The sequence below is a fragment of the Variovorax sp. MHTC-1 genome (assembly GCF_003984645.1).
GTDB lineage: Bacteria > Pseudomonadota > Gammaproteobacteria > Burkholderiales > Burkholderiaceae_C > Variovorax.
Genome location: NZ_RWKI01000001.1, coordinates 63,081 through 89,731, shown reverse-complemented (window position 1 = coordinate 89,731; position 26,651 = coordinate 63,081). Strand labels below are relative to the sequence as shown.

The following is a 26,651-nucleotide window of genomic DNA, read 5'->3' as shown; positions in this document are numbered from 1 at the left end:
GTTACTTGCATCCCTTTCTTCATTAGAACCAAAGGATCTGTCGCAAGAACTAACCTTGTGCCGCCACTCTCTCAGCTTGGCTCTGTAACTTGTTGAGCGCACTCAAATAAGCCTTGGCCGAGGCCACCACGATGTCCGGATCGGCTCCCACTCCGTTGACCACACGGCCCGCATTCTGCAAACGCACCGTGACTTCGCCCTGGCTCTCCGTCGATCCGCTGATGGCATTGACCGAATACAGCACCATCTCAGCCCCGCTCTTCACATGGACCTCGATGGCCTTCAGCGAAGCATCAACCGGGCCATTGCCATCCGACTCGCTCGTGACTTCCTTGCCATGCACGGTGAAAACGATTCGCGCCTGGGGCCGCTCGCCGGTTTCGCTGTGCTGTGACAAGGATACAAAGGTGAACTGCTCGGCAACATGGGAATGATCCTCAGCGCTTACAAGTGCAAGGATGTCTTCGTCAAATATTTCACTTTTTCGATCAGCAAGTTCTTTGAAGTGTGCAAACGCGGCGTTGATGTCGGCCTCGCTCTCCATCGTCACGCCGAGTTCCTGTAGGCGCTGCTTGAAGGCGTTGCGGCCGCTCAGCTTGCCGAGCACGATCTTGTTGGCGGTCCAGCCCACATCTTCGGCGCGCATGATCTCGTAGGTGTCGCGCGCCTTGAGCACGCCATCCTGGTGGATACCCGAAGCGTGCGCGAAAGCGTTCGCTCCCACGACCGCCTTGTTGGGCTGCACCACGAAACCGGTCGTCTGGCTGACCATGCGGCTGGCGGCAACGATGTGCCGGGTGTCGATGCCGAGCTCCAGGCCGAAGTAGTCCTTCCGTGTCTTCACGGCCATCACGATTTCTTCGAGCGAGCAGTTGCCGGCGCGCTCGCCGAGGCCGTTGATCGTGCATTCGACCTGCCGCGCGCCGCCGATCTTCACGCCGGCCAGCGAGTTAGCGACGGCCATGCCCAGGTCGTTGTGGCAGTGCACAGACCACACGGCCTTGTCGCTGTTCGGGATGCGCTCGCGCAGCGTCTTGATGAAGTTGCCGTAGAGCTCCGGAACGGCGTAGCCGACGGTGTCAGGCACGTTGATGGTGGTAGCGCCCTCATGAATGACGGCTTCCAGCACACGGCACAGGAAGTCGACGTCGCTGCGATAGCCGTCCTCCGGGCTGAATTCGACGTCGCCCACCAGGTTGCGCGCGAAACGCACGGCAAGCTTGGCCTGCTCGAACACTTCGTCCGGCGACATGCGCAGCTTCTTCTCCATGTGCAGCGGCGAGGTCGCGATGAAGGTGTGGATGCGGCCGCTTGCCGCGCCTTTCAGGGCTTCGGCTGCGCGCGAGATATCGCGGTCGTTGGCCCGCGACAGGCCACACACCGTCGACTCCTTGATCGCGTTGGCGATCGCCATGACGGCTTCGAAATCGCCGTTCGAACTGGCCGGAAAGCCCGCCTCGATGACGTCGACCCGCAGGCGCTCGAGCTGGCGCGCGATGCGCAGTTTCTCGTCCTTGGTCATCGAGGCACCCGGCGACTGCTCGCCGTCACGCAAGGTGGTGTCGAAAATGATGAGTTTGTCGGCCATCGTGGATCTCCTTCTTGTCAGGCGGCTTCAACCATGGATTGTGCGCTGCGTGCACCCCGTGCCCGGGCCCGCTCGAGGCCCGAAACGATCGCCTTGAGCGAAGCCGAGATGATGTTCGCGTCCATGCCCACGCCGAACAGGGTCTGCGCTTCGTCGACCCGCAGTTCCAGATAAGCCACCGCCTGCGCATCGGCGCCGGCGCCGATCGCATGCTGGTGATAGTCGATCACGCGGATCGAGTGCCCGGTGGCGCCGGCCAAAGCTTGGATGAAGGCATCGATCGGCCCGTTGCCGCGGCCTTCGATCTTTCGAATTTCGCCGTCCCACGGCAGATCGGCGCGCAGCACGACGGAGGCATCGGCGCCCTCGCCCTGCTCCTCGAGCACGCGGTGCTGAGGGCCGGTCTCGTCCTGGATGCGGTATTCGCGCTCGAACAGTTGCCAGAGGTCGACCGCCGTGAGTTCCTTGCCGTCGACGTCCATCACGCGCTGCACGGACTGGCTGAACTCCATCTGCAGGCGGCGAGGCAGCTCCAGCCCGTATTCGCTTTCGAGCAGATAGGCGATTCCACCCTTGCCCGACTGGCTGTTGACGCGAATCACGGCCTCGTAGCTGCGCCCCACGTCCTTAGGGTCGATCGGCAGGTAGGGCATGTCCCAGATGTCGCCGTCCTTGCGCGCGGCGAAGGCCTTCTTGATCGCGTCCTGGTGAGAGCCGGAGAAGGAGGTGTAGACCAGATCGCCCACGTACGGATGGCGAGGATGCACCGGCAACTGATTGCAGTGCTCGACGGCCGCACGGATCTCGTCGATGTTCGAGAAGTCGAGTCCGGGCGATACGCCTTGCGTGTAGAGGTTGAGCGCGACGTTCACCAGGTCGAGATTGCCGGTGCGCTCGCCGTTGCCGAACAGGCAGCCTTCGATGCGGTCCGCCCCCGCCATCAGCGCGAACTCGCCGGCCGCGGTGCCCGTGCCGCGATCGTTGTGCGGATGGACCGACAGCACGATCGAATCGCGGCGCGCAAGGTGGCGATGCATCCATTCGATCATGTCCGCGAAGATGTTGGGCGTCGAATGCTCGACCGTCGAAGGCAGGTTGATGATGCACTTGCGCTCGGGCGTCGGAGCCCAGATCTCGGTGACCGCATCCACCACTCGCTTGGAGAAGCCGAGGTCGGTGCCGGAGAACATTTCCGGCGAGTATTGGAAGACCCACTCGGTCGCCGGCTGCTTGGCGGCAAGCGCGTTGAACATGCGGGCATGCGTGGTGGCCAGGTCCACGATCTGGTCTTCGTCCATGCCGAGCACCACGCGGCGCATGACCGGCGCCACGGCGTTGTAGAGGTGAACGATGGCGCGCGGCGCGCCCTGCAGCGATTCGAAGGTGCGCTCGATCAGGTGGTCGCGCGCTTGCGTCAGCACCTGGATCGTCACGTCGTCGGGAATGCGGTCTTCCTCGATCAGCTTGCGCACGAAGTCGAACTCGATTTGCGAGGCCGAGGGAAAGCCGACCTCGATCTCCTTGAACCCGATCGCCACCAGCATCTCGAACATGCGCATCTTGCGGGCGATGTCCATCGGCTCCACCAGCGCCTGGTTGCCGTCTCGCAGGTCCGTCGACAGCCAGATCGGGGCCTGGGTCAGCACGGCATCGGGCCAGGTACGGTCCTTGAGGCCGATAGGCGCAAAGGCGCGGTACTTGCGGTCGGGTTGCTTCAACATCTGGTATTTCTCGCTTGGTTGGAGGATCAACCAGCAACCCCAAAACAAACGGCCCGTTGCTGGTGCGAACGGGCCGTGGTGAAGGATTTGCGCGTGCGCTACCGACTCCGCCCGTAGGGGATCAGTAGTAGGGCCAGCGAAATCTTGTTCATGGGAGCGGCGAATGTAGCACAGGCCGAATCACTTGTGCAGGCCACGCTCGTCGGGCTCGTCGGTCGAGGTGCTGATGACGCTCACATGCTGGCCCTTAGCCTTGCGCCAGCCGTAGACCACGTAGCCGCTCAATCCGTAGGCCACGAAGATGCCGAACAGCACCGTCGGCGGGTGGATGTTGACGACTGCGATGGCGAGCGCGATCAGCACGATCACGGCGAAGGGCACGCTCTTCTTCACCTGGATGTCCTTGAAGCTGTAGAACGGCGCATTGGTCACCATCGACAGGCCGGCATAGAGCGTGAAGCCGAAGGTGATCCAAGTGATCTGCTGCCAGGACAGATACAGCACCTCGCCGCCCCGCTTGCCCCATTCGGTCATGAGCCAGATGAAACCGGCCACCAGCGCCGCCGCCGCCGGCGAAGGCAAGCCCTGGAACCAGCGCTTGTCGACCACGCCCGTATTGACGTTGAAGCGCGCAAGGCGCAAGGCCGCGCAGGCGCAGTAGACGAATGCCGCGATCCAACCCCAGCGGCCGAGGCCCTTGAGCGACCATTCGTAGGCGATCAATGCCGGCGCGGCGCCGAAGGACACCATGTCGGACAGCGAATCCATCTGCTCGCCGAACGCGCTCTGGGTGTTGGTCATGCGCGCGACGCGGCCGTCGAGGCTGTCGAGGATCATGGCGGCGAACACGCCGAGCGCAGCGAGGTCGAAGCGCGCGTTCATGGCCATCACGACCGAGTAGAAACCGCCGAAAAGCGCCGCCAGCGTGAACAGGTTCGGCAGGATGTAGATGCCCTTGCGGCGCTTTCGCGGCGCAACGTCGTCGGGGAGCGTGTCGTCATGCATGGATCGGTCGCAGTGTAGTTCAGCCGCTTGCGCAGCTTCAAAGAAAAAGGGCCACCGCGCGGGTGGCCCTTGTCGAGGCGAAGCCGAATCAGTTGCGGGTCTGGTCAACCAGCTTGTTCTTCTTGATCCACGGCATCATCGCGCGCAGCTTCTCGCCGACCACTTCGATCTGGTGTTCGGAGTTCAGGCGGCGACGGCTGATCAGCGTGGGTGCGCCCCCGGCGTTTTCCAGCACGAAGCTCTTGGCGTATTCCCCGGTCTGGATGTCGCGCAGGACCTGCTTCATGACCTTCTTGGTTTCCTCGGTCACGATGCGCGGGCCCGTCACGTACTCGCCGTACTCGGCGTTGTTCGAAATCGAATAGTTCATGTTGGCGATGCCGCCCTCATAGATCAGGTCGACGATCAGCTTCAGCTCGTGCAGGCACTCGAAGTAGGCCATCTCGGGCGCGTAGCCGGCTTCCACCAGCGTCTCGAAACCGGCCTTGATCAGCTCGACAGTACCGCCACACAGCACGGCCTGTTCACCGAACAGATCGGTTTCGGTCTCTTCGCGGAAGTTGGTTTCGATGATGCCGGCCTTGCCGCCGCCGTTGGCGGTGGCGTAAGACAGAGCCAGGTCGCGCGCCTTGCCGGTCTTGTCGGCGTGCACCGCGATCAGGTGCGGCACACCGCCGCCCTGGGTGTAGGTGCTGCGCACGGTGTGGCCGGGGGCCTTCGGCGCGACCATCCAGACATCGAGGTCGGCACGCGGCTGAACGAAGCCGTAGTGCACGTTGAAGCCGTGCGCGAACACGAGAGATGCGCCTTCCTTGATGTTCGGAGCGACGTCGTTCTTGTAGACGTTGGCGATCTGCTCGTCGGGCAAGAGGATCATGACCACGTCGGCCGACTTCACGGCGTCGGCCACTTCGGCGACCTTGAGGCCGGCCTTCTCGACCTTGGGCCAGGAGGCGCCGCCCTTGCGCAGGCCGACGACGACCTTCACGCCGCTGTCGTTGAGGTTCTGCGCGTGCGCATGGCCCTGGCTGCCGTAGCCGATGATCGCGACCGTCTTGCCCTTGATGAGGCTCAGATCGGCGTCCTTGTCGTAATAGACCTTCATGATGGTTGCTCCTTCGTAGATTCGGTGGATGTGAAACGGGCTGCTGTGTCAGACGCGCAGGACGCGCTCGCCGCGGCCGATGCCGCTGGCGCCGGTGCGGACGGTCTCGAGAATCGCGCCACGGTCGATGGCCTCGAGAAAGGCGTCGTTCTTTCCGTGGTCGCCGGTGAGCTCGATGGTGTAGCTCTTGTCGGTCACGTCGATGATGCGGCCGCGGAAGATCTCCGCCATGCGCATCATCTCTTCGCGCTCCTTGCCGACCGCGCGCACCTTCACCATCATGAGCTCGCGCTCGGTATAGGCGCCTTCGGTCAGGTCGACGACCTTGACGACTTCGATCAGGCGATTCAGATGCTTGGTGATCTGCTCGATCACGTCGTCGGAACCGGCCGTGACGATGGTCATGCGCGACAGGCTCGCGTCCTCGGTGGGCGCGACGGTCAGCGACTCGATGTTGTAGCCGCGGGCCGAGAACAGGCCCACGACGCGGGAGAGTGCACCGGGCTCGTTCTCGAGCAGCACGGCAATGATGTGTTTCATGTCAGCAGGACTCCTCTTTTCGCCGCCCTCCCCCGCGCACGGTAATGCGCGGGCTCGACAAGCAATAGATTCGTCGGAAAAAGGTTGAACAAGAAGCCGTCCGCACCACGGGCCGGCTTTTCGACTGTTTAAAGGTCCTCGGAGCCCAGCAGCATTTCAGTGATGCCCATGCCGGCCTTGACCATCGGGAACACGTTCTCGGTGGGGTCGGTGCGGAAGTCCATGAACACGGTGCGGTCCTTGAGCTTGCGCGCCTCGCGCAGCGCGGGTTCCACATCCTGCGGGCGTTCGATCAGCATGCCGACATGGCCATAGGCCTCGGCCAGCTTCACGAAGTTGGGCAGCGCGTCCATGTAGCTGTGGCTGTAGCGGCCCGAATACTCGATCTCCTGCCACTGTCGCACCATGCCGAGATAGCGGTTGTTGAGCGAACAGATCTTGATCGGCGTGTTGTACTGCAAGCAGGTCGACAGCTCCTGGATGCACATCTGCACCGACCCTTCGCCCGTGATGCAGAACACCTCCGACTCGGGCTTGGCGAGCTTGATGCCCATCGCATAGGGGATGCCAACGCCCATGGTGCCCAGGCCGCCGGAATTGATCCACCGGCGCGGCTCGTCGAAGCGGTAGTACTGGGCCGCCCACATTTGGTGCTGGCCGACGTCGGAAGTGATGTACGTGTCGACATCCTTGGTCATGTTCCAAAGGGTCTCGACCACGTACTGCGGCTTGATCACATCCTTGTTGCCGCGGTCGTACTTGAGGCAGTCCTTGCTGCGCCAGCCTTCGATGGTGTCCCACCAGCCGGAGAGCGCCGCCGCGTCGGGCCGGGTGCTGCCCTCCTTGATCATCGAGATCAGCTCGGTCAACACGTCCTTCACATCGCCGACGATAGGAATGTCGACCCGGACGCGCTTCGAGATGCTCGAGGGGTCGATGTCGATGTGGATGATCTTGCGTTCGTTCTGCGCGAAGTGCTTCGGATTGCCGATCACGCGGTCGTCGAAGCGCGCGCCGACAGCCAGCAGCACATCGCAGCTCTGCATCGCGTTGTTGGCTTCGATGGTTCCGTGCATGCCCAGCATGCCGAGGAACTTGCGGTCGCTGGCCGGGTAGGCGCCCAGCCCCATCAGCGTATTGGTGACGGGGTAGCCGAGCAGGTCGACCAGCGTGCGCAGCTCGTTCGTGGCATTGCCGAGCAGCACGCCGCCGCCGGTGTAGATATAGGGTCGCTTGGCGTTCAGCAGCAACTGCAGCGCCTTGCGGATCTGGCCGCCGTGGCCTTTGCGCACGGGGTTGTAGGAGCGCATCTCGACCTTGTCGGGGTAGCCGTTGTAGCTGACCTTCTTGAAGGACACGTCCTTCGGTACATCCACCACCACAGGGCCCGGCCGGCCGCTGCGCGCGATGTGGAATGCCTTTTTCATCGTCATGGCCAGATCCTTTGGATCCTTGACGAGGAAGTTGTGCTTGACGATCGGCCGCGTGATGCCAACGGTGTCGCACTCCTGGAATGCGTCGAGCCCGATCGCCGCCGTCGGCACCTGGCCCGAGATGATCACCATCGGGATGCTGTCCATGTAAGCGGTCGCAATACCGGTGACCGCATTGGTCAGGCCCGGACCCGAAGTCACGAGCGCCACGCCGACGTCGCCGGTCGCGCGCGCATAGCCGTCCGCGGCGTGCACCGCGGCCTGTTCGTGACGCACCAGCACGTGCTGGATGGTGTCCTGCTTGTAGAACGCGTCGTAGATGTAGAGAACCGCGCCGCCGGGATAGCCCCAGACGTACTTCACGCCTTCGGCCTGCAGTGCCTTGACCAGCACTTCGGCGCCCATGAGTTCCTGCGTTTGACCGCCGATGACGGCTGCTGCGGAAGCGAGTTCCGCCTTCGAGATTTCCATGATGAACCTTTGCGTTTTTTCGGGAACGAAAAACCTTGGGTGCTCCTTCGCAAGCTCTTGTGAAGCCGCGTCGAAACTTGAGACCAAAGCCATGGGCGGACTTGTCGTACCGCCGGACCTTGACCCGTTTGCCTTTTGACTTGCAGCGCGGATTATGACACCGCCCCGTCGGTTCCCGCGCGACGCACGGCTGCCACAGGGGCGCAGGCATAATCCGCGGCGACAAAAACCTCACGCGTCCCCGAGACGCGTCCCCACGCGGCGCCTTCCCTGCGCCGGATTCGCTTGGCCACTGAACAAGAACTCTCCGATTTCCTGAAAGGCGTCGAACGCCGCGCTTTCAAGCGCTCGGTCTACCACGTGCGGGATGAGGAAGCTGCACTCGACATCGTGCAGGACAGCATGATGAAGCTGGCCGAGCACTATGGCGACAAGCCGGCCAACGAACTGCCGCTCTTGTTCCAGCGCATCCTGTCGAACTGCACCCTGGACTGGTTCCGCCGCCAGAAGACCCGCCGGGCGCTGTTCTCCAATCTGAGCGATTTCGAGGCCGTGGACGACAACGGCGACTTCGACCTGCTCGAACACTTCGTGCTGCCGACCGACTCCCGAGAAAGCGAGAGCGCGGAGGACACCACGCGGCGGGCACAGATTTTTCATGCGATCGAGGAACAAATCGCCGCTTTGCCGGGTCGTCAACGCGAGGCCTTCTTGATGCGTTACTGGGAAGAAATGGACGTCGCCGAAACGGCCGCCGCAATGGGCTGTTCCGAAGGCAGCGTCAAGACCCACTGTTCGCGTGCTGTGCACGCCTTGAGCAAGGCGCTCAAGGCCAAGGGAATTTCGCTATGAGTACAACGTTTTCGCACACCCCTGCCGCGACCGAGGAGGAATTCGGTCGCCGGGTGGCCGCTCGGCTTTCGGCCGGCAATCTCGAACTGCCGCACGAAATCGGCGAACGTCTGCGCGCCGCCCGCATGCAGGCCGTGGGGCGCCGCAAAGTGGTGCGGCAGCTTCGCACGGCATCGGCGGTCGTGGCTAAAGGCAGTACGGCGACGCTCGGGAGCGGCTGGTGGACGCGCATCGGCTCGGTCGTCCCCCTGATCGCACTCGTGGCAGGTCTCCTGGTCATCAGCGCGATGCAGGACGACAACCGCGCCAATGAGTTGGCAGAGCTCGATTCGGCCTTGCTGACCGACGATCTGCCACCCGCCGCTTACACGGATCCCGGGTTCGCCCAGTTTCTGAAGACCGAGGCCCAGTCCGAGCGCTGATCGGTCGCCCGTCCCGATGCCGCATCGTCCCTTCTCCTGCGCGAAAGCGTCTTCTCTGCTGCGCCCGATCCCGTCGGGCGTGGGCACCAGGGTGGGCGCCGCCTTGATGCTCGCGGCCTCGGGCTTCGTTGCGCTCCCTGCCGATGCGCAGGTCAAGGAAGCATCACCGGCGGCCTCGGTGCCAGCCACGAAACAAGTCGTTTCCAAACCGTTGTGGCGCGAACTCACCGCGCGCCAGCAGCGCGCTCTGGGGCCGCTCGCTCCGCATTGGGACAGCCTGACGGAGCCCCACAAGCGCAAATGGCTGGCCTTGTCGCGCAACTACGCCTCACTGCCCCCTGCTGACCAGGAAATTCTGCACAGTCGCATGATCGAATGGGCCGCACTGAGCAATCAGCAGCGAACACAGGCCAGGTTCAATTTCGCCGAGGTCAAGCAGGTTCCGGTCGACGAGCGAAAGGCGAAGTGGGAGGCCTATCAGGCTTTGAGCGAGGAAGAAAAACGCAAGCTGGCTGAGCGCGCGAAGCCCCGGCCGGGCGCTGCTGCGACGATCCGGCCGGTGCCGCCCCAGAAGCTCGCGCCGCTTCCCGCCGTTGCGCCCGATGGCCAGCACACGCCGCGAATCCAGCTGGCGCCGCCTGCGCCGTTGCCCCTGCGTCCGCAACTCGTGGCCCCGGCGCCGCGTCCCGCTCCGGCAGCGGCCTTTCCGCCCGTTTCGGCCGAAGCCCAGATACCGCCCCCGTCTTCGACGCCCCCGGTCGAAGCGTCCGCCTCTGACGCGCCGCCGGTGCGCGTCACCGAGCAACCCTCTTCCGCACCCTGACTCAAGGTGTCGATGGCTTCTCCTGACGGGCCCAACCCGGGCCGACCGCTTCTCGCCGAAACACCCGCACCGAGCGCACCCGCCGCCCTGATCGCGCCCAGCCTGTGGCGCCGCATGGCCTGCTGGCTCTACGAGGGCATGCTGCTCTTCGCCGTCGTGTTCGTCGCCGGCTGGCTGTTCAGCACCCTCGGCCAGATGCGCGATGCGATGGACTCGCGCCGGCACCTGCTGCAGGCCTTCCTGTTCGTCGTGTTCGGCGTCTATTTCGTGTGGTTCTGGTCCAAAGGGCAGACGCTGGCCATGAAGACCTGGGGCATTCGCGTGGTCGATAGGCTCGGCCGACCGCTCACGCAGGGCCGCGCGCTGCTGCGCTACCTCTTGAGCTGGGTCTGGTTCCTGCCGCCGCTTGCCGCCATTGCGCCCTTCAACCTCGGCGGGGGCGAATCTTCCGTACTGATCTTCGGCTGGGTTATCGTCTGGGCCTTGCTCGCGCGCTTTCACCCCGATCGCCAGTTCTGGCACGATGCCTGGGCCGGTACCCGCCTGATTCCCTCCAAGCCTCTCAGCCGCAGATGAGCGCCAACATCAATGACCCCGTCAATCCGCAGAAGTCGCGACGCGGCCTGGACCGCATCTGGCATGCCACGCTGATCTCGCTCGACGGCTTCCGCGCCGGCTGGGGCGAAGCCGCGTTCCGCCAGGAAGTCCTGTGCGCCATCGTCATGCTGCCGGCCGCGTTCTGGCTGGGCCGCGGCTGGGTCGAGGTGTCGCTGCTTGCCGCGACCGTGATGCTGGTGCTGATCGTCGAGCTGCTCAACACCGGCATCGAAGCCGCCATCAACCGCGTAGGCCCGGAATGGCACTCCTTCTCCAAGAGCGCCAAGGATCTGGGGAGCGCCGCGGTGCTGCTGTCGATCGTCCTTTGCGGCGGCGTTTGGGCCGCCGCGTTGTGGGAACGTTTCGCGACCTGAATGCAAGCTGAGCGTCATCCGATCGCGGCATGATCGGGGGATGACTCCTCGTTTCTCTATTTGTGTTTATTGCGGCTCGCGCCCCGGCGAGCGGACCGAATTTGCGGCCGTGGCCCAGGCGGTCGGCCGCTGGATTGGCGAACGCAACGGCCAGTTGGTCTATGGCGGCGGTCGCACCGGCCTGATGGGTACGGTGGCAGAAGCCACGCGCACGGCGGGCGGCCGCGTGGTCGGCATCATTCCGAAGGCCCTGGTCGACAAGGAGCTCGCCAACCCTCTGTGCGACGAACTGCACGTCGTCGACACCATGCACGAGCGCAAGGCCATGATGGGCGAACGCGCCGACGCCTTCATTGCCCTGCCAGGCGGCATCGGCACTTTCGAGGAACTGTTCGAGATCTGGACTTGGCGCCAGCTCGGCTACCACGACAAGCCGGTCGGCATCCTGAACGTTGCGGGCTACTACGCCGGCTTGCTCGATTTCCTCGCCCACAGCGTTCGCGAGGGCTTCATGGGCGAATGGCAGATGGGGTTGATACGAGCGGGCGGCGAAGCCACGGTCCTGCTCGAAGCGCTGGTCGAGGAGGCGGGCCGCCATCCGCGCGGCGACAAGCTCGCCGAGGTGCTCTAAGCGCCTAGACGGCGGCTTCGTCCTCTTCGCCCGTGCGGATGCGAACCACGCGCTCCACATTGGTCACGAAGATCTTGCCGTCACCGATCTTGCCGGTGCGGGCGGCGCTCACGATGGCGTCGACACAACGCTCGACATCGGCCTCGTTGACCACCACTTCGACCTTCATCTTCGGCAGGAAGTCGACCACGTACTCCGCACCACGATAGAGCTCGGTATGCCCCTTCTGTCGGCCGAAGCCCTTGACCTCGGTCACGGTGAGCCCGGTGACGCCAACCTCCGCCAGGGCCTCGCGCACGTCGTCGAGCTTGAACGGTTTGACGATGGCGGTGATTTGCTTCATACGGTCTCTCTTCCGGCGGTTTCATTGAACTTGCTGGTGACAGGGTAGCGCCAATCCGTAACCCGCAGCGATGATCTCGTCGCTGCCGTCGGCGTCCTGCATGTAGCGTGCCAGGATGCCGTCGCAGCGATCATCTTCGCGAGCGACGGCGAGGCCACCCGCTGTGAAATTATGTCATTCGCCTTCGGAAGTCATGGCTTGTCGAACCCATTCCACGCCCGGTGGCAGGGACTGATACGCTCGACGCTCGATGCGTTCAGGTCCTTCCGCCGGCTTTTTCGGCTCCTTCCTTCCCTGGCTGCAGGGCCAAGCCTACCCGCTGCTGGTGTTCACCACGCTGATCTGGGGCGCCAACGCGGTGGCCGCACGGCTCGCAGTGGGCGAGGTGTCACCCATGATGCTGACCTTCTCGCGCTGGATCGTCTGCTGCATCGCGCTCGGCCTCAGCTCGCGGCGCCAGATCACAGCGCATTGGCGTAGCCTGCTGCCTTCGTGGCGCTTCATCACTCTCATGGGCACGCTCGGCTTCACCGGGTTCAATGCCCTCTTCTACGCCGCAGCCCATCACACGACGGCAATCAACATCGCGATCATCCAGGGCACCATCCCGGTGCTCGTACTGGTGGGCAGCCTGTTTTTCTTCCGCACGCGGATCACCTGGCTGCAGCTCGTGGGCGTTGTGCTCACCATCGCGGGCATCGCGGTGGTGGCATCGCGCGGTCAACTGGCCTTGCTCGCGGATCTGGCCTTCAACATCGGCGACGTCTGGATGATCATCGCCAGCCTGCTCTATGCCGGCTACGCACTCGGCCTGCGCCGCCGCCCGCAAGTGCCGACCATCGTGTTCTTCGCCGCCACGGCGGCCGTGGCCTGCCTCGTTTCGATGCCGCTGGTCGTTGCGGAGATCGCAATGGGCGACTTCTTCCTGCCGACGCCGAAGGGCGTGGCGCTGATCCTCTTCGTCGGACTCCTGCCCTCCTTCATTTCGCAAATCAGCTTCATCCACGCGGTAGGCTTGATCGGTCCTGCGCGAGCCGGCGTCTTCCTCAACCTGGTGCCGATCTTCGGACCGCTGCTGGCAGTCCTCGTGCTGGGCGAGCCGCTGTCGGTCTATCACGCGGTGGCGCTGGCCCTGGTGCTCGGCGGCATCTACATTGCCGAAAACCTCGGTACACGCAAGCGTTGACGAGAGTCCCTTGACCGCCCCTGTCATCCGCATCCACGGTGCCGCGTCCGAGATCGACGCCGCCGCCTGGGACAGGCTGCTTGCCGCGCAGGCCGCACCCTCCCCCTTCATGCGCCACGCCTACCTGGACGCCTTGGACCAGAGCGGCAGCGCCTCGCCCCGAAGCGGCTGGACGCCCCGCTTCTTCACGCTGTGGCGCGGCCGGCAGCTGGCGGCCGCCTGCCCGCTCTATATCAAGGCCCACTCCTACGGGGAGTACGTGTTCGACTGGGCCTGGGCCAATGCCTACGAGCAGCACGGGCTCGTCTACTACCCGAAAGCGGTCGTTGCCGTGCCCTTCACGCCGGTGCCGGGTACGCGCCTGCTCGCGCGCGACGCCGACAGCCGCGCCCTGCTGGTGCAGGCGCTTGTCGCTTGGTGCAAGCAGGAGGAGCTCTCGTCGCTGCACATGCTGTTCGCCGCCGACGAGGACATCGCAGCCTGCGCCGATGCGGGCCTGATGCTGCGGCACACCGTGCAGTTCCACTGGAATAACATGGCCCCCACGCTCGGCACTGACGTGTCCTCGCTGCCCCCCGAGGGGGCGCATTCCGCCTTGGGGCGGCCCGGCGGCGAAATGGCCCCCACGCTCGGCACTGACGCGTCCTCGCTGCCCCCCGAGGGGGCGCATTCCGCCTTGGGGCGGCCGGGCGGCGAAATGGCCCCCACGCTCGGCACTGACGTGTCCTCGCTGCCCCCCGAAGGGGCGCATTCCGCCTTGGGGCGGCCCGGCGGCGAAATGGCCCCCACGCTCGGCACTGACGTGTCCTCGCTGCCCCCCGAGGGGGCGCATTCCGCCTTGGGGCGGCCGGGCGGTGGAACGGGCTGGAGGGATTTCGATGCCTTCCTCGCCAGCCTCTCGCACGACAAGCGCAAGAAGATCCGGCAGGAACGCCGCAAGGTGAACGATGCCGGCGTGAGCTTCCGCTGGTCGCGCGGCGCCGACATCGACGACGCCGACTGGGACTTCTTCTACCGCTGCTACGCCCGTACCTACCGCGAGCACGGCAACCCGCCCTACCTGAACCGCGACTTCTTCCATCGCATGGCGGCGGAGCTGCCCGAAGCCTGGCTGCTCTTCGTCGCGGAGCGCAAGGGTCAGCCGATCGCCAGCAGCCTGATCGCGCTTTCGGACGATGCCTCGGTGGCCTACGGCCGCTACTGGGGCGCGCTCGAGCGCGTGGATTGCCTGCACTTCGAGGCCTGCTACTACCAGCCGCTCGCCTGGTGCATCGAACACGGCGTGCAACGCTTCGAAGGCGGGGCGCAGGGCGAGCACAAGATGGCGCGCGCGCTGATGCCCGTGAAGACCACCAGCGCGCACTGGCTTGCCCACCCCGCATTCGCCGACGCCGTCGAGCGCTTTCTCGAGCGCGAAGGCGAAGGCATCGAAAACTACATCGATCATCTAGGCGAACGCAGCCCGTTTCGCCGCGCCGAATAGGGGCCCCCCGCCCTATGCAGACATCCTGCGCGCCCGGCCGAGCCTGCGCCTGCCGCCGCTGGCGATGGCCGCGACCAGCTGCTGCACGAGCGCGCGGGCGAGCGGCGACAACGTGCGGCCGTCGAGCGACAGCACCTGCAGGCGGCGCTGCTGCATCTGCGGCTCTACGAAGGGGCGCGCGACCAGCGTGCCGTTGTCGATCAGGTGAACGGCGGTGAGATGGCCGGAAAGGACGATATCGGGCGTGCGCACCAGCGGCAGCAGGACCGATGAGAAATTGCTGACGAAGGCCGGCTCGTAGCTCAATCCCTGCACGCTGCAGCTCAGGTCGAACAGCTGCCGCGCGGTGACGCCCTTGCTGCCCACGGCCAGCGGATGGCGCACCACCTCGGCCACGCTGACGGCACGCTGGCGCGCCAGCGGATGATCCGGAGACATCAGCGCGTACACCGGCGCGGGCGCCGAGTGCTCGATGCGGAATCCTCTCTCCGGCGCGACCGCATACTTGAGAGCGATGTCGGCTTCGCCGCGGCCCAGCAAGGCGCTGACTTCGTCGGGGGCGCCCACGTGGAGCTGCAATCGACTTTGCGCATGCGCCGCACGAAAGCGACGCATCACCTCGGGCATGAAGCCCACGGCGAACCCCTCGGTACATGCCACGCGAACGCGGCCCGCCTCCCGGCCGCCGATGCCGCGCACCTGCTCGACCACCTGCTCGGTATCCGCCAGCATCGTTCGCAGATGGGCGGCCAGGCGCTCGCCTGCCTGCGTGAGCGCCATGCCGCGCGCCTTGCGCTCGAACAGCACGGTCCCAAGCGAATCCTCGAGCTTCGCGATCTGTCGGCTCACGGCGGAAGAAGCGACATAGAGCCGGGCCGCCGCCTGGCTGACCGACCCGTGCGCCGCAACTTCCATGAAGTAGCGCATCGGGATGCTGAGGACCGAAGGTGTCATGGAATGCTCACAGCGTTGCCTTGAAGGCAATGGTAGCTTGCCAATTCGGTGGTTCACGCAATGGCGGCCAGGCCTTTTACTTGGCATCCATCGCCATCACACGCACCCACGACCATGCAACGCAACGATTGCCTCTCCGCCGCCGCCGCCTACTTCGACGACGGCCGCTTTCTTGCCGACCTGCGGCGGCGCATCGCCTTTCGCACCGAGAGCGACACCGGCGCCGCGACGCCCGCGCTCGGCGCCTACCTGCGCGAGGAGATGAGCGTGCCACTCACGCAGCTCGGCTTCACGTGCGAGGTGATCGACAACCCGGTGCCAGGCGGCGGACCCTTCCTGATAGCGCGCCGCATCGAAGGCGCCGAGTTCCCCACCGTGCTGACCTACGGCCATGGCGACGTCGTCAGCGGCCAGGACGCCCAATGGCGCGAAGGCCTCACGCCATGGGTGCTGACGACCGAGGGGGAGCGCTGGTACGGCCGCGGCACCGCCGACAACAAGGGGCAGCACACCATCAACCTCGGCGCGCTCGCGCAGGTGCTGCAGGTACGCAACGGCGAACTGGGCTACAACGTGACGCTGCTGCTCGAGATGGGCGAGGAAGCCGCGTCGCCCGGCCTGCATGAAGTCTGCAGACAGCAGGCCGACAAGCTGCGCGCCGATCTCCTGATGGCCTGCGACGGGCCGCGTGCGAGCGCCCGGCGGCCGACGCTGTTCCTCGGTTCGCGCGGTGCGGTCAACTTCAGCCTGCGGCTGCGCGCGCGGCCGCGCGGCTACCACTCGGGCAACTGGGGCGGCGTGCTCGCGAACCCGGCCACGGTGTTGAGCCATGCGGTGGCGACGCTTGTGGATGCAAAGGGCCGCATCCTGGTCGAAGCGCTTCGGCCGCGAGACATTCCCGCTTCGGTACACGAAGCGCTGTCCACCATCGAGATCGGCGGCGATGCGGACGATCCCGCGCTCGATGCCGGCTGGGGCGAACCCGGCCTCGGTCCGGCCGAGCGCCTGATGGCCTGGAACACCATCGAGGTGCTCGCACTCGGCGCGGGTTCGCCGCAGCGACCGGTCAATGCGATCCCGGGCGAAGCGGTGGCGCATTGCCAGTTGCGCTTCGTGCTCGGCACGCCATGGCGGGAGCTTGCTTCGATCGTGCGTGCTCATCTCGACGCGCATGGATTCGAACAGGTCGAAGTGCAAGTCACGCTCGAAGGCGCCGCGACCCGCCTGGATGTCGGCAACCCGTGGGTGAACTGGGCGCAGCGCTCCATCGAGGCGAGCACGGGCCAACGCCCCGACGTGCTGCCAAACCTCGCCGGCTCCCTGCCCAACGACGTCTTCGCCGACCTGCTGGGCCTGCCCACCTTGTGGGTGCCGCACTCCTACCCGGCCTGCGCACAGCACGCGCCCAACGAACACCTGCTGGCGCCGCTGGCCCGGGAGGGCCTGCAGATCATGGCCGGCCTCTACTGGGATCTCGGCGACGCCGCTGCGAACGCGCCCTGGCAGGCCGGATCGCTCGCTACAACGACTTCACACCGGAAAGCCGCATGAAGCAGCTCGCTCACCTCCTCCTCGCCGTCGCCTTCACCGCCGCTGCCGGCCTTGCGCAGGCTGCCGATGCCTGGCCCGCCAAGACCGTCAAGCTGGTCGTGCCCTTCCCGCCCGGCGGCGGCACCGACATCGTGGCGCGCGCCCTGGGCCAGAAGCTGGCCGAGCGGCTCGGCCAGCCGGTCGTCGTCGACAACAAGCCCGGCGCGGCAACCATCATCGGCGCCGATACGGTCGCCAAGGCGCAGCCCGATGGCTACACGCTGCTGATCTCGGGCTCTTCCACCTACAGCGTGAATGCAGCGCTGCGCGCCCGGCTGCCCTACGACCCGCTGAAGGACCTGGCGCCGGTGGCGATCATCGCGAAGGCGCCGCTGGCGCTGGTCGTCAACGCGGGTTCGCCCTGGCACAGCGCAGCGGCACTCGCCGCTGCGGCCAGAGCCAAGCCCCGCGACATCCGCTATGCCACCTTCGGCAGCGGCTCCGGCCCGCACCTGGCGGGCGAGCTGTTCGCGATGGCCGCGGGCGTGAAGCTCCAGGACGTGCCTTACAAGGGCAGCAGCCAGAGCACGGTCGCATTGATCGGCGGCGAGATCGAGATGGGCATCGATACCGTGGCCGCGGTCGCGCCGCATGTGCGCTCGGGCAAGCTGCGCGCGCTGGCCATCGTGGGCACGACACGTTCCAGCATGCTGCCGGATGTGCCCACCATGGCCGAGCTCAAGATGCCCGACGCCACCTTCGACGCCTGGTACGGATTGGCCGCGCCGGCCGGCACGCCGGCACCGGTGATCCAGAGACTGGCGGCCGAGGTAAGCGCCGTGATGGCGGACAAGGCGATCCAGGACCAGTTGCGCGCACAGGGCATGGAGCCCGTGATGATCGGCGTCGCCCCTTTCCGAAGCCTGATGGAATCGGAGATCTCGCGCTATCGCGCGCTGGCCCATCGGGCGGGGATCGCTGCCGAATGAGCCGCGGCCCTGCCCGCCCCTACTTCTTGTAGTTGGCGATGCCGTCCATGATTTCCTTCCTGGCGGCATCGATGCCTTCCCAGCCCAGCACCTTGACCCACTTGCCGGCTTCGAGGTCCTTGTAGTGCTCGAAGAAGTGCGTGATGGCCTTCAGGCGCATCGGGTTCACGTCCTCGACCTTCTTCCAGTGGCTGTAGATCGGCAGCACTCGGTCGGTGGGCACGGCGAGCACCTTGCCGTCGACGCCGGCTTCGTCTTCCATCATCAGGATGCCGATCGGCCGGCACGGCACCACCACGCCCGGCACCAGCGCCCACGGGGTGATGACCAGCACGTCGACCGGATCGCCGTCGCCCGAGAGCGTCTGCGGCACATAGCCGTAGTTGGTCGGGTAATGCATCGCGGTCGTCATGAAGCGGTCGACGAAGATCGCGCCCGATTCCTTGTCGACTTCGTACTTGATCGGATCGGCGTTCATCGGGATTTCGATGATGACGTTGAAGGCTTCAGGAGCGTCTTTGCCGGGGGAGACTTTGCCGAGGGACATAGATCTGTCTTGGAGTAGTTGAAAGTGTTCGCGGGATGCGGACAAACCCGAAGTTTACTTTCCGTGTCACGGCCCGGTCGCACGAAACCCGGCATTTGCCTGTAAATTGACCGCGTTGGCCAATCGGCCCCAGCCTTTTTTCAAGGCATCGGGGCTTCGAGGAAGCAACGCGGCGGAAGCACAGACCCGTACGCGTTGCGCGCAGGGCTAAGTGCTTTCGTCTCCACAAGTCACAACGAACGAATGGAGAAGCAAGGCATGATCGGCAACACCCCTCTCGTCCTCGCCATCGTCTGCGGCCTCGTGGCCGTCGGCTATGGGTTCTGGGCGCGCAGCTGGATTCTTTCGAAAGACCCGGGCAACGCCCGAATGCAGGAGATCGCGGCGGCGATCCAGACGGGTGCGGCGGCCTACCTGGCCAAGCAGTACCGCACCATCGCCATCGTCGGCATCGTGCTCGCGATCCTGATCGGGATCTTCCTCGACGTGACCACCGCGGTCGGCTTCGTGATCGGCGCGGTGCTCTCGGGCGCCTGCGGCTTCATCGGCATGAACGTCTCCGTGCGCGCCAACGTGCGCACCGCGCAGGCGGCGACGCAAGGCATCGGCCCGGCGCTCGACGTTGCCTTCCGCGGCGGCGCGATCACCGGCATGCTGGTGGTCGGGCTGGGTCTGCTGGGCGTCTCGGCCTTCTACTGGTTCCTGGCAGGCGACGGCCAGCTGACGCCGGACAAGAGCCTCGCCAACCTGCTCAATCCGCTGATCGGCTTCGCCTTCGGCTCCTCGCTGATCTCGATCTTCGCGCGGCTCGGCGGCGGCATCTTCACCAAGGGCGCCGACGTCGGCGCCGACCTGGTGGGCAAGGTCGAGGCCGGCATTCCTGAGGACGATCCGCGCAACCCGGCGGTGATCGCCGACAACGTGGGCGACAACGTCGGCGACTGCGCGGGCATGGCGGCCGACCTGTTCGAAACCTATGCGGTCACGCTGATTGCGACCATGGTGCTGGGCGCGCTGATGGTGGCTGCAGCGCCGGTCAACGCGGTGCTGTACCCGCTTGCGCTCGGCGGTGTGTCGATCATCGCGTCGATCGTCGGCTGCTTCTTCGTCAAGGCTTCGCCCGGCATGATCAACGTGATGCCGGCGCTCTACAAGGGGCTGGCGGTAGCGGGCGGCCTGTCGCTGATCGCATTCTGGTTCGTGACGCAATGGATCATTCCTGACAACGCGATCGCCGCCTCGGGCAGCCAGCTCAAGCTCTTCGGCGCCTGCTTCGTCGGCCTGGCGCTCACGGCCGCGCTGGTGTGGATCACCGAGTTCTACACCGGCACGCAGTATTCGCCGGTGCGCCACATCGCGCAGGCTTCGACCACCGGACACGGCACCAACATCATCGCGGGCCTCGGCGTGTCGATGCGCTCCACCGCCTGGCCGGTGATCTGCGTCTGTATCGCAATCATGGCTTCCTATTGGCTCGCGGGCCTCTACGGCATCGCCGTAGCGGCCACGGCGATGCTCAGCATGGCCGGCATCGTGGTGGCGCTCGACGCCTACGGCCCGATCACCGACAACGCCGGCGGCATCGCCGAGATGTCGGAGATGCCGGCCAGCGTGCGCGACATCACCGATCCGCTGGATGCCGTGGGCAACACCACAAAGGCCGTGACCAAGGGCTACGCGATCGGCTCGGCCGGCCTGGCAGCGCTGGTGCTGTTCGCCGACTACACCCACAAGCTCGAGAGCTTCGGCCTGGCCATCAGCTTCAACCTGAGCGACCCGATGGTGATCGTGGGCCTCTTCATCGGCGGCCTGATCCCCTACCTGTTCGGCGCCATGGCGATGGAAGCCGTGGGCCGCGCGGCCGGCTCGGTGGTCGAGGAAGTGCGCAGGCAGTTCCGCGAAATCCCCGGCATCATGGAAGGCACCGGCAAGCCCGAGTACGGCCGCGCCGTGAGCATGCTGACCGGTGCGGCGATCAAGGAAATGATGATCCCCTCGCTGTTGCCCGTGGTGGTGCCGATCCTGGTCGGCCTGCTGCTGGGGCCGAAGGCGCTGGGCGGCTTGCTCATGGGCACCATCGTCACGGGTCTGTTCGTAGCCATCTCGATGTGCACCGGCGGCGGCGCTTGGGACAACGCGAAGAAGTACATCGAGGACGGCAACCACGGCGGCAAGGGCTCGGAGGCGCACAAGGCCGCCGTCACCGGCGACACCGTGGGCGACCCCTACAAGGACACCGCCGGCCCGGCGGTAAACCCGCTGATCAAGATCATCAACATCGTAGCGCTCCTGATCGTGCCGCTGGTGGTCGAGTTCCACGCCGGCGATGCGGCTGCGATATCGACGCCTGCTTCAACCCCTGCGCCGATCGCCGCACCTGCGCCGGCACCTGCAACGGCGCCGGCAGCGTCCGGCGATACGGGCGCCTCGATCAAGACCGACAACGGCGTGGTCAAGTTCTACTTCGCCACCGCCAGCGCCGAGGTTCCCGCGGGCTCGAGCGCCGCGTTGGCCGACATCGTGAAGGCCGCGCAAGCCGGCGGCCGTGTGCTGGTGAGCGGCTACCACGACGCCACCGGCGATGCCGAGAAGAATGCCGAGCTTGCCAAGCAGCGCGCTCTGGCAGTGGGTGCCGCCCTCAGGCTGGCCGGCGTGCCCGAGGACAAGATGGAACTCGCCAAGCCCGCGCAAACCCAGGCCGACGGGCCGCCGGCCGAAGCGCGGCGGGTTGAAGTGAAGCTGCGATAAGGGATATGCGGCGCGTCGAGCGCGCGCCGCGACGCCTCAGTTCAAGCTGAGGTCATGCGTGGGCAAGCCACCCTGCGCGGTGCGAAGCGGCACGCCCTGCAGCGTGTCGAAGTCGGACGGCGCGTCCGGCATGCGCATCTCTTCCAGCTCGTGCAGCGAGGCCACCCAGCGGCCGGCCGCGGAGTTGGCGGGCTCGTCGTTGGTGAAGATGCCGTCGCGGATGTAGAAGGTTTCGCCCGCAGGCCGCTCGGCATGCAATTCGATCAGACGTGCGATCGGGAAGGTATAGGTGACCAGCTTTTCCTTGGTCTTGCGATCCTTGCCGCCGCAGTTGAAGAAGCCTTCCGCGGCGATGACGATGCAGGAGCCGTCGACCTGGCTGTCGATGTCGCCGCCGCAGCGCCATACGGCGGTGGGAAGGCGAACGCGCACCTTGTCGATCACGAGATCGCGCTGCTTGTTGAGGGCGTTGAGCGGCGGCACCAGCGAGCGCAGCTGCCGCAGGCGCTCGGCGAAGTTGTCGTCCATGCTGAATTCGACGTGGTGCGTCGCGCCCCCCGAGCGCTTGACGACCTGCATGATGACGTGACGGGGCGGCCTGCTCATACGCGCTCCGACCAATAGAAGGCAATGGTTTTAAGCGGGATCATTTGATCGACCATCAATTAGAACTTTGGTATTGAGGCAAATAATTGCATCAATTGTTTCCAACTGTAGATCCAAATTCGCCGCTTTGGTAGCCGATTTGCAGAGGCAAATCGAATTCGTCAACTACGTCGCGGCGCTGTCACGAATCGATCAGTTCGTCGAGTGCCTTACACGAGGGCGCACAGACGGTTTGCGACTTGCCCAGCAGCTGCCGGGTCCGCAGCTGCGAGCGCACGCGGTGCTTGCCGCACATGAAGCAGGACATGGTCGCGCCGCTGAACGAGGCCGAGGCGCGGAAAGGAGATCCCGGCGCCTTGGCCTTGTAGCGCAGGCCGTCGGCTACGACGGCGGTCTTGACATCAGCCTTGGCCATGGGTCGCGTCGGGTTCGGCGCGGCGCATGACGCGCGCGATCGCATCCTTGGCAGCCAGTTCGGCGGCCAGCGACGCATCCAGCCCGGAGCGGCACAGGCCGGCGTGCTGATAGTTGAGGTTCTCGTACACCTCGGCGGCGGCCGGATAGGCGTCCAGCAACTGCCCGAGGCCGGTGCCGGGTTCGACCTCGCGGAATTCGTCCACCAGGTGCATCACGACCGATCGGTATTGCTCGGCACCCACCGGCACGGCGCTGTGCTCGAGCCGCTCGAGGAGCTGGGCCAGCACGTGCGTCACCGCCAGATCGGTCCTGGGCGACGGAGTCTTGGTAGCGTTCATGGCTTGCATTTGGGGCACGGACGCCGGATTACAAGGGAGCCGCGGCCGGCGCATCCCTGAACTTCATCAGGAGGCTGTGCAGCATTTCGGTGGACAGGCCGTGGATCACCAGCCGGTGTCCCGCGCGCAGGGTCGACAGCGGTACCAGCGGATGCTTGTTGTTCACCAGGATCAGGTGCTCGGGCGCATCCAGCACGGTGGCGGCGTAGATGCCGATGGTCTCGTCCAACTGCAGCGAATTGGCGGCGCGCCAGAAGTCGTTGTCGGTCAGCATGAGCTGGTAGAGCGGCGTGAACAGCTCGATCGCGCTCTGCAGGTCAAGAAAATTGAGCCGACCGCGCGGCATGTCTTCGAGCCGCAAGCCGGGCTCGCGGATCATCGAGAAATCCACCTGCTCCGCCTTGCGCAATTCGAGCCCCTGCGCGCGCAGCGCCTGGTTGAGCCGGATCACGAAGTTGAACAGGTTAAGGTCGTGCTGCAGGAACATGTCCTCCTTCAGCGCGTCGATGTCGGCCGGCTCCAGCGGCGAGGTAGCCACCGGCACCGGCGAATTGGCGCCGATGAAGGCCAGCACCTGCGAGCCCAGGTGGAAGTGCCGCAGGATCAGCCAGTTGGCCTCGGGCGAAACGAAGCGTTTGAGGCCCCAGGCCAGCAGGCGGTGCAAGAGCCGCGAATGTGCCCACTTGCGCGGCACGAACACCTTGATCACCTGGAACAGCACGATGGCGGCGCGCGCCAGCGGCCGCAGAAACGGCAGCAGGTATTGGCGCGAGGCAGAGCTCGAATCGGCGAGCCAGGCTGCCTTCACCTTGTCGGGCAGCGGCGTGCTCTGGTCGAGGTAGAGCGCGAGCCAGGGGCTCGGGTCGCGCAGATCGTGCTCTCGCGCCAGGAAGTCGGGGGTCGTGTTCATTGGGGAACCTTCGCGCTGCGCGCTCCTGTGCTCTGGCGATGGGCACGCAGTTGCGGCTCGGCCGCATCGGCCGCGATGCGCGTGCGGAACAACCGGTCCATGAAGGTGAACTGGAAGCCGTAGTTGCCGCCGTGGCAGGCGTGGTGCAGATGATGCCGGCGGCTGGCGGCGAACCAGTGGTCGTACGAGACTTTGGGAAAGAAGTCGTAGTTCGAATGCCCGACGTTGTTGAAGAACAGGCTGAACAGCGGCACCGAGGCCAGCGCCCAGAAGCTGAAGTCGTGCACCAGCATCGGCGGCAGGATCACGTTGCCGAGCATGAGCGCCTCGAGCGGATGAAAACTGTAGGTGGCGAAGGGCGTGGTCACGATCGAGCGATGGTGCGGGCCGTGGAAGCGCCGCAGGAGCCGCGTGTGCAGCAGGCGATGGTTGAGCCAGAAATGCACGTCGTTCCAGACTGCCAGCGCGAGGATCTCGAGTGCGATCTGCAGCCCGCCCGGGGTCGCATCGAGCCGCGCCCAGCCCAGTTGCAGGAATCCCCATGGGAACACCATGCCGATGCCGAAGATCAGCACCGACACGGCCGACTGCGCGAGCTCCCGGCGCAGCTGCTCGGGCCGCACCGGCCGCGGGTCGAGTTCGCGGCCGATGCCCAGCGCGGGCAATAGCCTGCGCGTCAGCAGCCAGTTGGCGGCGCCGAAGAGCAGGTAGATGCTGCCGAAGAAGGCCACGCCCCACAGCATGACCTGCAGGAAGGACAAGGATTGGAAGGTGGCTGCCACGCGCCGAGGCTACAGGAGCATTTCCGGCACGATCGGCGCGATCAGCCTGTTGTAGAAGCGCTGGAAGAAGGTCGCCTCCGGCTCGGAGGTGAGGACCACCTCCTTCTCGCCGTCGGTAGTCAGCCACTCGACGGCGCCGGTGTCCTTGGCCAGCCGCAGGCGGTAGGAGTTCTGCACCCTGCTGACGTTGATCACGCGCAGCAGCTCGCGCGCCAGCTGCGGGCTGTCGATCAGCACGCCCATCTCGGTGTTCTGGGTGGCCGAGCGCGGGTCCAGATTCGCCGAGCCGATGAGGAGGCGGGTGCGGTCGATGGCCGCGGTCTTGGCGTGCAGGCGTCCCAGCGAAGTGCCGAAGGAGCCGAAGCGCTTGCTGGCGGTCGTGCGTTCAGGGCTCAGCTCGTAGAGGTCGGCGCCCGATCTCAGCAGCCGTTGCCGATAGCGCACATAGCCCGTGTGGACCAGCGGCTCGTCGTTGGCCGCCAGGGAGTTGGTCAAGAGCACGACCTTGACCTTGCGCTGAGCCAGGTCCTCGAACGCCGCCATGCCCTTGTCGCCGGGCACCAGGTAGGGCGAAGTCATCTGCACCTCGTTCTTGGCGCCCAGCAGGATGGTCCACATGCGCATCGTGACGCTGGTGGCCAGGGCTTCGTCGGCCGTCATCGTGGTGGGCTTGGTGGGCGGATCCGCCACCGCATAGGCCCAACCCCACAGCAGGCCCATGCGCCCGCCGTCGAGCTCTTCGGCGATCGGCCCGTAGCCGAGGATATCGGCGGGCGGCAGCACGATCTTGGGCGGCGGCGCGGCCATGCCGACCCAGGCGTCGAAATCCTCCACGCCCGGCGTCCGACCGCCCTCGCCGCGAACGATGTCCTCGATCGGCCAGGCCTGCTCGCTGTTCCAGTAGGCGTCGAAGATGGCTTCGAGCTGCGGCAGCACCTTGCCCACCACCACCGCGTCCATATCGATGAAGTTCTGCGCCTCGCTGAGCACGAAGTACTCGTCGGCGATGTTGCGCCCACCCACCACCGCCATCGCGCCATCGGCGATGAACAGCTTGTTGTGCATGCGATGGTTGAGCCGGTAGATCTCGTGCGGCGATGCGACGAAGCGCGAAAAGAAACCGTCGCGGCCGCAGCAGAAGGGATTGAAAAGCCGCACGTCGACGTTGGGCGTCTGCGAAAGCGCCAGCAGCAGGTGCTGGCTCTTGGCGGTATAGAGATCGTCCACCAGCACGCGCACCTTGACGCCGCGCGCCGCCGCCTCGCGCAGCGAGCGCATCAGCAGGCGGCCGACGGCATCGTTCTCGAGCTGGTAGTACTGCACCACCAGCGAACGCTCTGCCCGCTGTGCGAGCTGGATGCGTGCATCCAGCGAATACACGCCGAGCGGCATCAGGCGAAAGCCGGAATGCTCGTCCGGCGGCGTGGATGCGGCGACGATCTTCGCCAGCATGGTCGACGGGTCCGCCGGCGCCGCATGCTCCGCGGGTCGCTCCTTGGCCGGCGGCAGCGAGCCGCAGGCGCCGAGCCCGGCGGCCAGCGCGCACAACAGCGCGATGCGCAGCAGACGAACCAGTGCGTTCATGACCTTCCCCTCTTGACCTGCTTCTCGAATACGGCGGCACACGCCTGCCGGTTTCACCTCTGCGCGCAATGCGCCCGGGTTCTAGAATTCGCGATGCCCCCTCCCGGAGTTACATCATGACCCGTCGGATTCTCGCGCGTATCGTCGCCCTTGCGCTCGCAAGCCTTGCTCTTTCTCCCGTCTACGCCGCGCTCGACATCGGCGACCCGGTGCCGAAGTTCACGGCCACGGCGGCGCTGGGCGGCAAGACCTTTCGCTACTCGCTGGCCGACGCGCTGGCCAAGGGGCCGGTGGTCGTGTATTTCTTTCCAGCGGCCGGTACCCACGACTGCAACATCGAGGCCCACGCCTTCGCGGAAGCCATGAGCCAGTTCGAAGCGGCGGGCGCCACGGTGATCGGCGTCTCGGCCGATGACGTCGACACGCTGAAGGACTTCTCGGTCAAACAGTGCCAAAGCAAATTCCCCGTCGCCTCCGATCAGTCCAAGACAGTGATCCAGGGTTTCGATGCGCTGATGCAGACGCGGCCGGATTTCGCCAACCGGCTTTCCTACGTGATCGCGCCGAACGGCACGGTGGCCTACTACTACCAGAACCTCAATCCCGACAAGCACGTGGAGCGTATGCTCAATGCCGTGAAGGCGCTGCCAAGGGTCCAGGCATCGAAGTGAG

The 26,651-nt window shown here is 65.6% G+C and carries 27 protein-coding genes; 12 read left to right on the top strand and 15 right to left on the bottom strand.

The window, feature by feature from the left end; genetic code table 11:
• Window positions 1-49: 49 nt before the first annotated feature.
• The 6 genes from EJI01_RS00415 to EJI01_RS00390 all read right to left on the bottom strand — a co-directional run bounded on the left by EJI01_RS00415 (window position 50) and on the right by EJI01_RS00390 (window position 7,863).
• Window positions 50-1,588: a 2-isopropylmalate synthase gene (locus EJI01_RS00415; RefSeq protein ID WP_126835145.1), complete on the bottom strand. Its 1,539-nt coding sequence runs from the start codon at window positions 1,586-1,588 to the stop codon at window positions 50-52.
• Between the two features lie 17 nt (window positions 1,589-1,605).
• A complete protein-coding gene (gene leuA, locus EJI01_RS00410; protein WP_126835144.1) occupies window positions 1,606-3,309 on the bottom strand; it encodes a 2-isopropylmalate synthase in 1,704 nt (567 codons plus the stop codon).
• 180 nt (window positions 3,310-3,489) lie between these two features.
• A complete protein-coding gene (pssA, locus tag EJI01_RS00405; RefSeq protein WP_126835143.1) occupies window positions 3,490-4,314 on the bottom strand; it encodes a CDP-diacylglycerol--serine O-phosphatidyltransferase in 825 nt (274 codons plus the stop codon).
• Between the two features lie 88 nt (window positions 4,315-4,402).
• Window positions 4,403-5,419, bottom strand: a complete 1,017-nt coding sequence (ilvC, locus tag EJI01_RS00400) for a ketol-acid reductoisomerase (RefSeq protein WP_126835142.1) — start codon at window positions 5,417-5,419, stop codon at window positions 4,403-4,405.
• Window positions 5,420-5,467: 48 nt separating this feature from the next.
• Window positions 5,468-5,959, bottom strand: a complete 492-nt coding sequence (gene ilvN, locus EJI01_RS00395; RefSeq protein WP_093108829.1) for an acetolactate synthase small subunit — start codon at window positions 5,957-5,959, stop codon at window positions 5,468-5,470.
• Between the two features lie 128 nt (window positions 5,960-6,087).
• Entirely contained in the window at window positions 6,088-7,863 is a 1,776-nt protein-coding gene (locus EJI01_RS00390) for an acetolactate synthase 3 catalytic subunit (RefSeq protein ID WP_126835141.1), read from the bottom strand.
• Window positions 7,864-8,148: 285 nt separating this feature from the next.
• Here EJI01_RS00390 and EJI01_RS00385 point away from each other — a divergent pair, with 285 nt between their 5' ends.
• From EJI01_RS00385 to EJI01_RS00360, 6 genes are read left to right on the top strand one after another with little or no spacing between them, the layout of a single operon-like run.
• Window positions 8,149-8,715, top strand: coding sequence for an RNA polymerase sigma factor (locus EJI01_RS00385; protein WP_126835140.1), 567 nt, complete (start codon window positions 8,149-8,151; stop codon window positions 8,713-8,715).
• The gene (locus EJI01_RS00380; RefSeq protein ID WP_126835139.1) at window positions 8,712-9,137 is read left to right on the top strand and encodes a DUF3619 family protein; all 426 of its coding nucleotides are present in this window, start codon (window positions 8,712-8,714) and stop codon (window positions 9,135-9,137) included. Before EJI01_RS00385 ends, EJI01_RS00380 begins: the two co-directional genes overlap by 4 nt.
• Before the next feature lie 16 nt (window positions 9,138-9,153).
• A complete protein-coding gene (locus tag EJI01_RS00375) occupies window positions 9,154-9,960 on the top strand; it encodes a DUF3106 domain-containing protein (RefSeq protein WP_126835138.1) in 807 nt (268 codons plus the stop codon).
• 12 nt (window positions 9,961-9,972) lie between these two features.
• The gene (locus tag EJI01_RS00370) at window positions 9,973-10,536 is read left to right on the top strand and encodes an RDD family protein (RefSeq protein WP_126835137.1); all 564 of its coding nucleotides are present in this window, start codon (window positions 9,973-9,975) and stop codon (window positions 10,534-10,536) included.
• Window positions 10,533-10,931, top strand: a complete 399-nt coding sequence (locus EJI01_RS00365; protein WP_126835136.1) for a diacylglycerol kinase — start codon at window positions 10,533-10,535, stop codon at window positions 10,929-10,931. Before EJI01_RS00370 ends, EJI01_RS00365 begins: the two co-directional genes overlap by 4 nt.
• A gap of 40 nt (window positions 10,932-10,971) precedes the next feature.
• A complete protein-coding gene (locus EJI01_RS00360; protein WP_126835135.1) occupies window positions 10,972-11,562 on the top strand; it encodes a TIGR00730 family Rossman fold protein in 591 nt (196 codons plus the stop codon).
• 4 nt (window positions 11,563-11,566) lie between these two features.
• Here the strand turns inward: EJI01_RS00360 and EJI01_RS00355 are convergent, their stop codons facing one another.
• A complete protein-coding gene (locus EJI01_RS00355) occupies window positions 11,567-11,905 on the bottom strand; it encodes a P-II family nitrogen regulator (protein WP_126835134.1) in 339 nt (112 codons plus the stop codon).
• A 250-nt stretch (window positions 11,906-12,155) separates the two neighbouring features.
• Here EJI01_RS00355 and EJI01_RS00350 point away from each other — a divergent pair, with 250 nt between their 5' ends.
• Window positions 12,156-13,091, top strand: a complete 936-nt coding sequence (locus EJI01_RS00350; protein WP_126835133.1) for a DMT family transporter — start codon at window positions 12,156-12,158, stop codon at window positions 13,089-13,091.
• Window positions 13,092-13,101: 10 nt separating this feature from the next.
• On the top strand, window positions 13,102-14,574 hold the full coding sequence (locus tag EJI01_RS29175) for a GNAT family N-acetyltransferase (protein ID WP_260602254.1): 1,473 nt from the start codon (window positions 13,102-13,104) through the stop codon (window positions 14,572-14,574).
• 12 nt (window positions 14,575-14,586) lie between these two features.
• Here EJI01_RS29175 and EJI01_RS00335 read toward each other — a convergent pair whose 3' ends face one another.
• On the bottom strand, window positions 14,587-15,528 hold the full coding sequence (locus EJI01_RS00335; RefSeq protein WP_126835132.1) for a LysR family transcriptional regulator: 942 nt from the start codon (window positions 15,526-15,528) through the stop codon (window positions 14,587-14,589).
• A gap of 114 nt (window positions 15,529-15,642) precedes the next feature.
• Between EJI01_RS00335 and EJI01_RS00330 the strand changes: the two genes are divergently transcribed.
• Both EJI01_RS00330 and EJI01_RS00325 read left to right on the top strand, forming a co-directional pair.
• Window positions 15,643-17,079: a M20 family metallopeptidase gene (locus tag EJI01_RS00330; protein ID WP_126835131.1), complete on the top strand. Its 1,437-nt coding sequence runs from the start codon at window positions 15,643-15,645 to the stop codon at window positions 17,077-17,079.
• Window positions 17,076-18,047: a tripartite tricarboxylate transporter substrate binding protein gene (locus EJI01_RS00325; protein WP_126835130.1), complete on the top strand. Its 972-nt coding sequence runs from the start codon at window positions 17,076-17,078 to the stop codon at window positions 18,045-18,047. Before EJI01_RS00330 ends, EJI01_RS00325 begins: the two co-directional genes overlap by 4 nt.
• Before the next feature lie 19 nt (window positions 18,048-18,066).
• Here the strand turns inward: EJI01_RS00325 and ppa are convergent, their stop codons facing one another.
• Window positions 18,067-18,594 (bottom strand): inorganic diphosphatase, encoded by a 528-nt coding sequence (gene ppa / locus EJI01_RS00320; protein ID WP_126835129.1) that lies wholly within the window; start codon window positions 18,592-18,594, stop codon window positions 18,067-18,069.
• Between the two features lie 258 nt (window positions 18,595-18,852).
• On the opposite strand from ppa, the gene EJI01_RS00315 reads away from it, so the two are divergent.
• On the top strand, window positions 18,853-21,342 hold the full coding sequence (locus tag EJI01_RS00315; protein WP_126835661.1) for a sodium-translocating pyrophosphatase: 2,490 nt from the start codon (window positions 18,853-18,855) through the stop codon (window positions 21,340-21,342).
• Between the two features lie 36 nt (window positions 21,343-21,378).
• Here EJI01_RS00315 and EJI01_RS00310 read toward each other — a convergent pair whose 3' ends face one another.
• From EJI01_RS00310 to EJI01_RS00285, 6 genes are all read right to left on the bottom strand, one after another.
• Entirely contained in the window at window positions 21,379-21,948 is a 570-nt protein-coding gene (locus EJI01_RS00310; RefSeq protein WP_126835128.1) for a hypothetical protein, read from the bottom strand.
• Window positions 21,949-22,129: 181 nt separating this feature from the next.
• On the bottom strand, window positions 22,130-22,363 hold the full coding sequence (locus EJI01_RS00305) for a hypothetical protein (protein ID WP_126835127.1): 234 nt from the start codon (window positions 22,361-22,363) through the stop codon (window positions 22,130-22,132).
• Complete coding sequence (locus EJI01_RS00300) at window positions 22,350-22,712, bottom strand: hypothetical protein (protein ID WP_126835660.1); 363 nt, start codon at window positions 22,710-22,712, stop codon at window positions 22,350-22,352. The genes EJI01_RS00305 and EJI01_RS00300 overlap by 14 nt, the downstream gene beginning before the upstream one ends.
• 19 nt (window positions 22,713-22,731) lie before the next feature.
• The gene (locus tag EJI01_RS00295; protein WP_126835126.1) at window positions 22,732-23,613 is read right to left on the bottom strand and encodes a DUF6999 family protein; all 882 of its coding nucleotides are present in this window, start codon (window positions 23,611-23,613) and stop codon (window positions 22,732-22,734) included.
• On the bottom strand, window positions 23,610-24,356 hold the full coding sequence (locus tag EJI01_RS00290; RefSeq protein ID WP_409513925.1) for a sterol desaturase family protein: 747 nt from the start codon (window positions 24,354-24,356) through the stop codon (window positions 23,610-23,612). Before EJI01_RS00290 ends, EJI01_RS00295 begins: the two co-directional genes overlap by 4 nt.
• A gap of 48 nt (window positions 24,357-24,404) precedes the next feature.
• Window positions 24,405-25,979 carry a phospholipase D family protein gene (locus EJI01_RS00285; RefSeq protein WP_126835124.1) on the bottom strand — a complete coding sequence of 525 codons (1,575 nt, stop codon included), beginning with the start codon at window positions 25,977-25,979 and terminating at the stop codon, window positions 24,405-24,407.
• A gap of 116 nt (window positions 25,980-26,095) precedes the next feature.
• Here EJI01_RS00285 and EJI01_RS00280 point away from each other — a divergent pair, with 116 nt between their 5' ends.
• The gene (locus tag EJI01_RS00280) at window positions 26,096-26,650 is read left to right on the top strand and encodes a peroxiredoxin (RefSeq protein WP_126835123.1); all 555 of its coding nucleotides are present in this window, start codon (window positions 26,096-26,098) and stop codon (window positions 26,648-26,650) included.
• The last annotated feature ends 1 nt before the right edge of the window (window position 26,651 follow it).

Bases quoted from the DNA above. Each gene is read 5' to 3' on its own strand.
- EJI01_RS00370 (WP_126835137.1), top strand. From the start codon at position 9,973: ATGGCTTCTCCTGACGGGCCCAACCCGGGCCGACCGCTTCTCGCCGAA.
- EJI01_RS00310 (WP_126835128.1), bottom strand. From the start codon at position 21,948: ATGAGCAGGCCGCCCCGTCACGTCATCATGCAGGTCGTCAAGCGCTCG.
- EJI01_RS00390 (WP_126835141.1), bottom strand. From the start codon at position 7,863: ATGGAAATCTCGAAGGCGGAACTCGCTTCCGCAGCAGCCGTCATCGGC.
- EJI01_RS00350 (WP_126835133.1), top strand. From the start codon at position 12,156: ATGCGTTCAGGTCCTTCCGCCGGCTTTTTCGGCTCCTTCCTTCCCTGG.
- ilvC (WP_126835142.1), bottom strand. From the start codon at position 5,419: ATGAAGGTCTATTACGACAAGGACGCCGATCTGAGCCTCATCAAGGGC.
- pssA (WP_126835143.1), bottom strand. From the start codon at position 4,314: ATGCATGACGACACGCTCCCCGACGACGTTGCGCCGCGAAAGCGCCGC.
- EJI01_RS00375 (WP_126835138.1), top strand. From the start codon at position 9,154: ATGCCGCATCGTCCCTTCTCCTGCGCGAAAGCGTCTTCTCTGCTGCGC.
- EJI01_RS00290 (WP_409513925.1), bottom strand. From the start codon at position 24,356: ATGCTGTGGGGCGTGGCCTTCTTCGGCAGCATCTACCTGCTCTTCGGC.
- EJI01_RS00325 (WP_126835130.1), top strand. From the start codon at position 17,076: ATGAAGCAGCTCGCTCACCTCCTCCTCGCCGTCGCCTTCACCGCCGCT.
- EJI01_RS00330 (WP_126835131.1), top strand. From the start codon at position 15,643: ATGCAACGCAACGATTGCCTCTCCGCCGCCGCCGCCTACTTCGACGAC.
- EJI01_RS00335 (WP_126835132.1), bottom strand. From the start codon at position 15,528: ATGACACCTTCGGTCCTCAGCATCCCGATGCGCTACTTCATGGAAGTT.
- ppa (WP_126835129.1), bottom strand. From the start codon at position 18,594: ATGTCCCTCGGCAAAGTCTCCCCCGGCAAAGACGCTCCTGAAGCCTTC.
- EJI01_RS00360 (WP_126835135.1), top strand. From the start codon at position 10,972: ATGACTCCTCGTTTCTCTATTTGTGTTTATTGCGGCTCGCGCCCCGGC.
- EJI01_RS00415 (WP_126835145.1), bottom strand. From the start codon at position 1,588: ATGGCCGACAAACTCATCATTTTCGACACCACCTTGCGTGACGGCGAG.
- EJI01_RS00365 (WP_126835136.1), top strand. From the start codon at position 10,533: ATGAGCGCCAACATCAATGACCCCGTCAATCCGCAGAAGTCGCGACGC.
- EJI01_RS00305 (WP_126835127.1), bottom strand. From the start codon at position 22,363: ATGGCCAAGGCTGATGTCAAGACCGCCGTCGTAGCCGACGGCCTGCGC.
- EJI01_RS00295 (WP_126835126.1), bottom strand. From the start codon at position 23,613: ATGAACACGACCCCCGACTTCCTGGCGCGAGAGCACGATCTGCGCGAC.
- EJI01_RS00285 (WP_126835124.1), bottom strand. From the start codon at position 25,979: ATGAACGCACTGGTTCGTCTGCTGCGCATCGCGCTGTTGTGCGCGCTG.
- ilvN (WP_093108829.1), bottom strand. From the start codon at position 5,959: ATGAAACACATCATTGCCGTGCTGCTCGAGAACGAGCCCGGTGCACTC.
- leuA (WP_126835144.1), bottom strand. From the start codon at position 3,309: ATGTTGAAGCAACCCGACCGCAAGTACCGCGCCTTTGCGCCTATCGGC.
- EJI01_RS00355 (WP_126835134.1), bottom strand. From the start codon at position 11,905: ATGAAGCAAATCACCGCCATCGTCAAACCGTTCAAGCTCGACGACGTG.
- EJI01_RS00280 (WP_126835123.1), top strand. From the start codon at position 26,096: ATGACCCGTCGGATTCTCGCGCGTATCGTCGCCCTTGCGCTCGCAAGC.
- EJI01_RS00315 (WP_126835661.1), top strand. From the start codon at position 18,853: ATGATCGGCAACACCCCTCTCGTCCTCGCCATCGTCTGCGGCCTCGTG.
- EJI01_RS00380 (WP_126835139.1), top strand. From the start codon at position 8,712: ATGAGTACAACGTTTTCGCACACCCCTGCCGCGACCGAGGAGGAATTC.
- EJI01_RS00300 (WP_126835660.1), bottom strand. From the start codon at position 22,712: ATGCAAGCCATGAACGCTACCAAGACTCCGTCGCCCAGGACCGATCTG.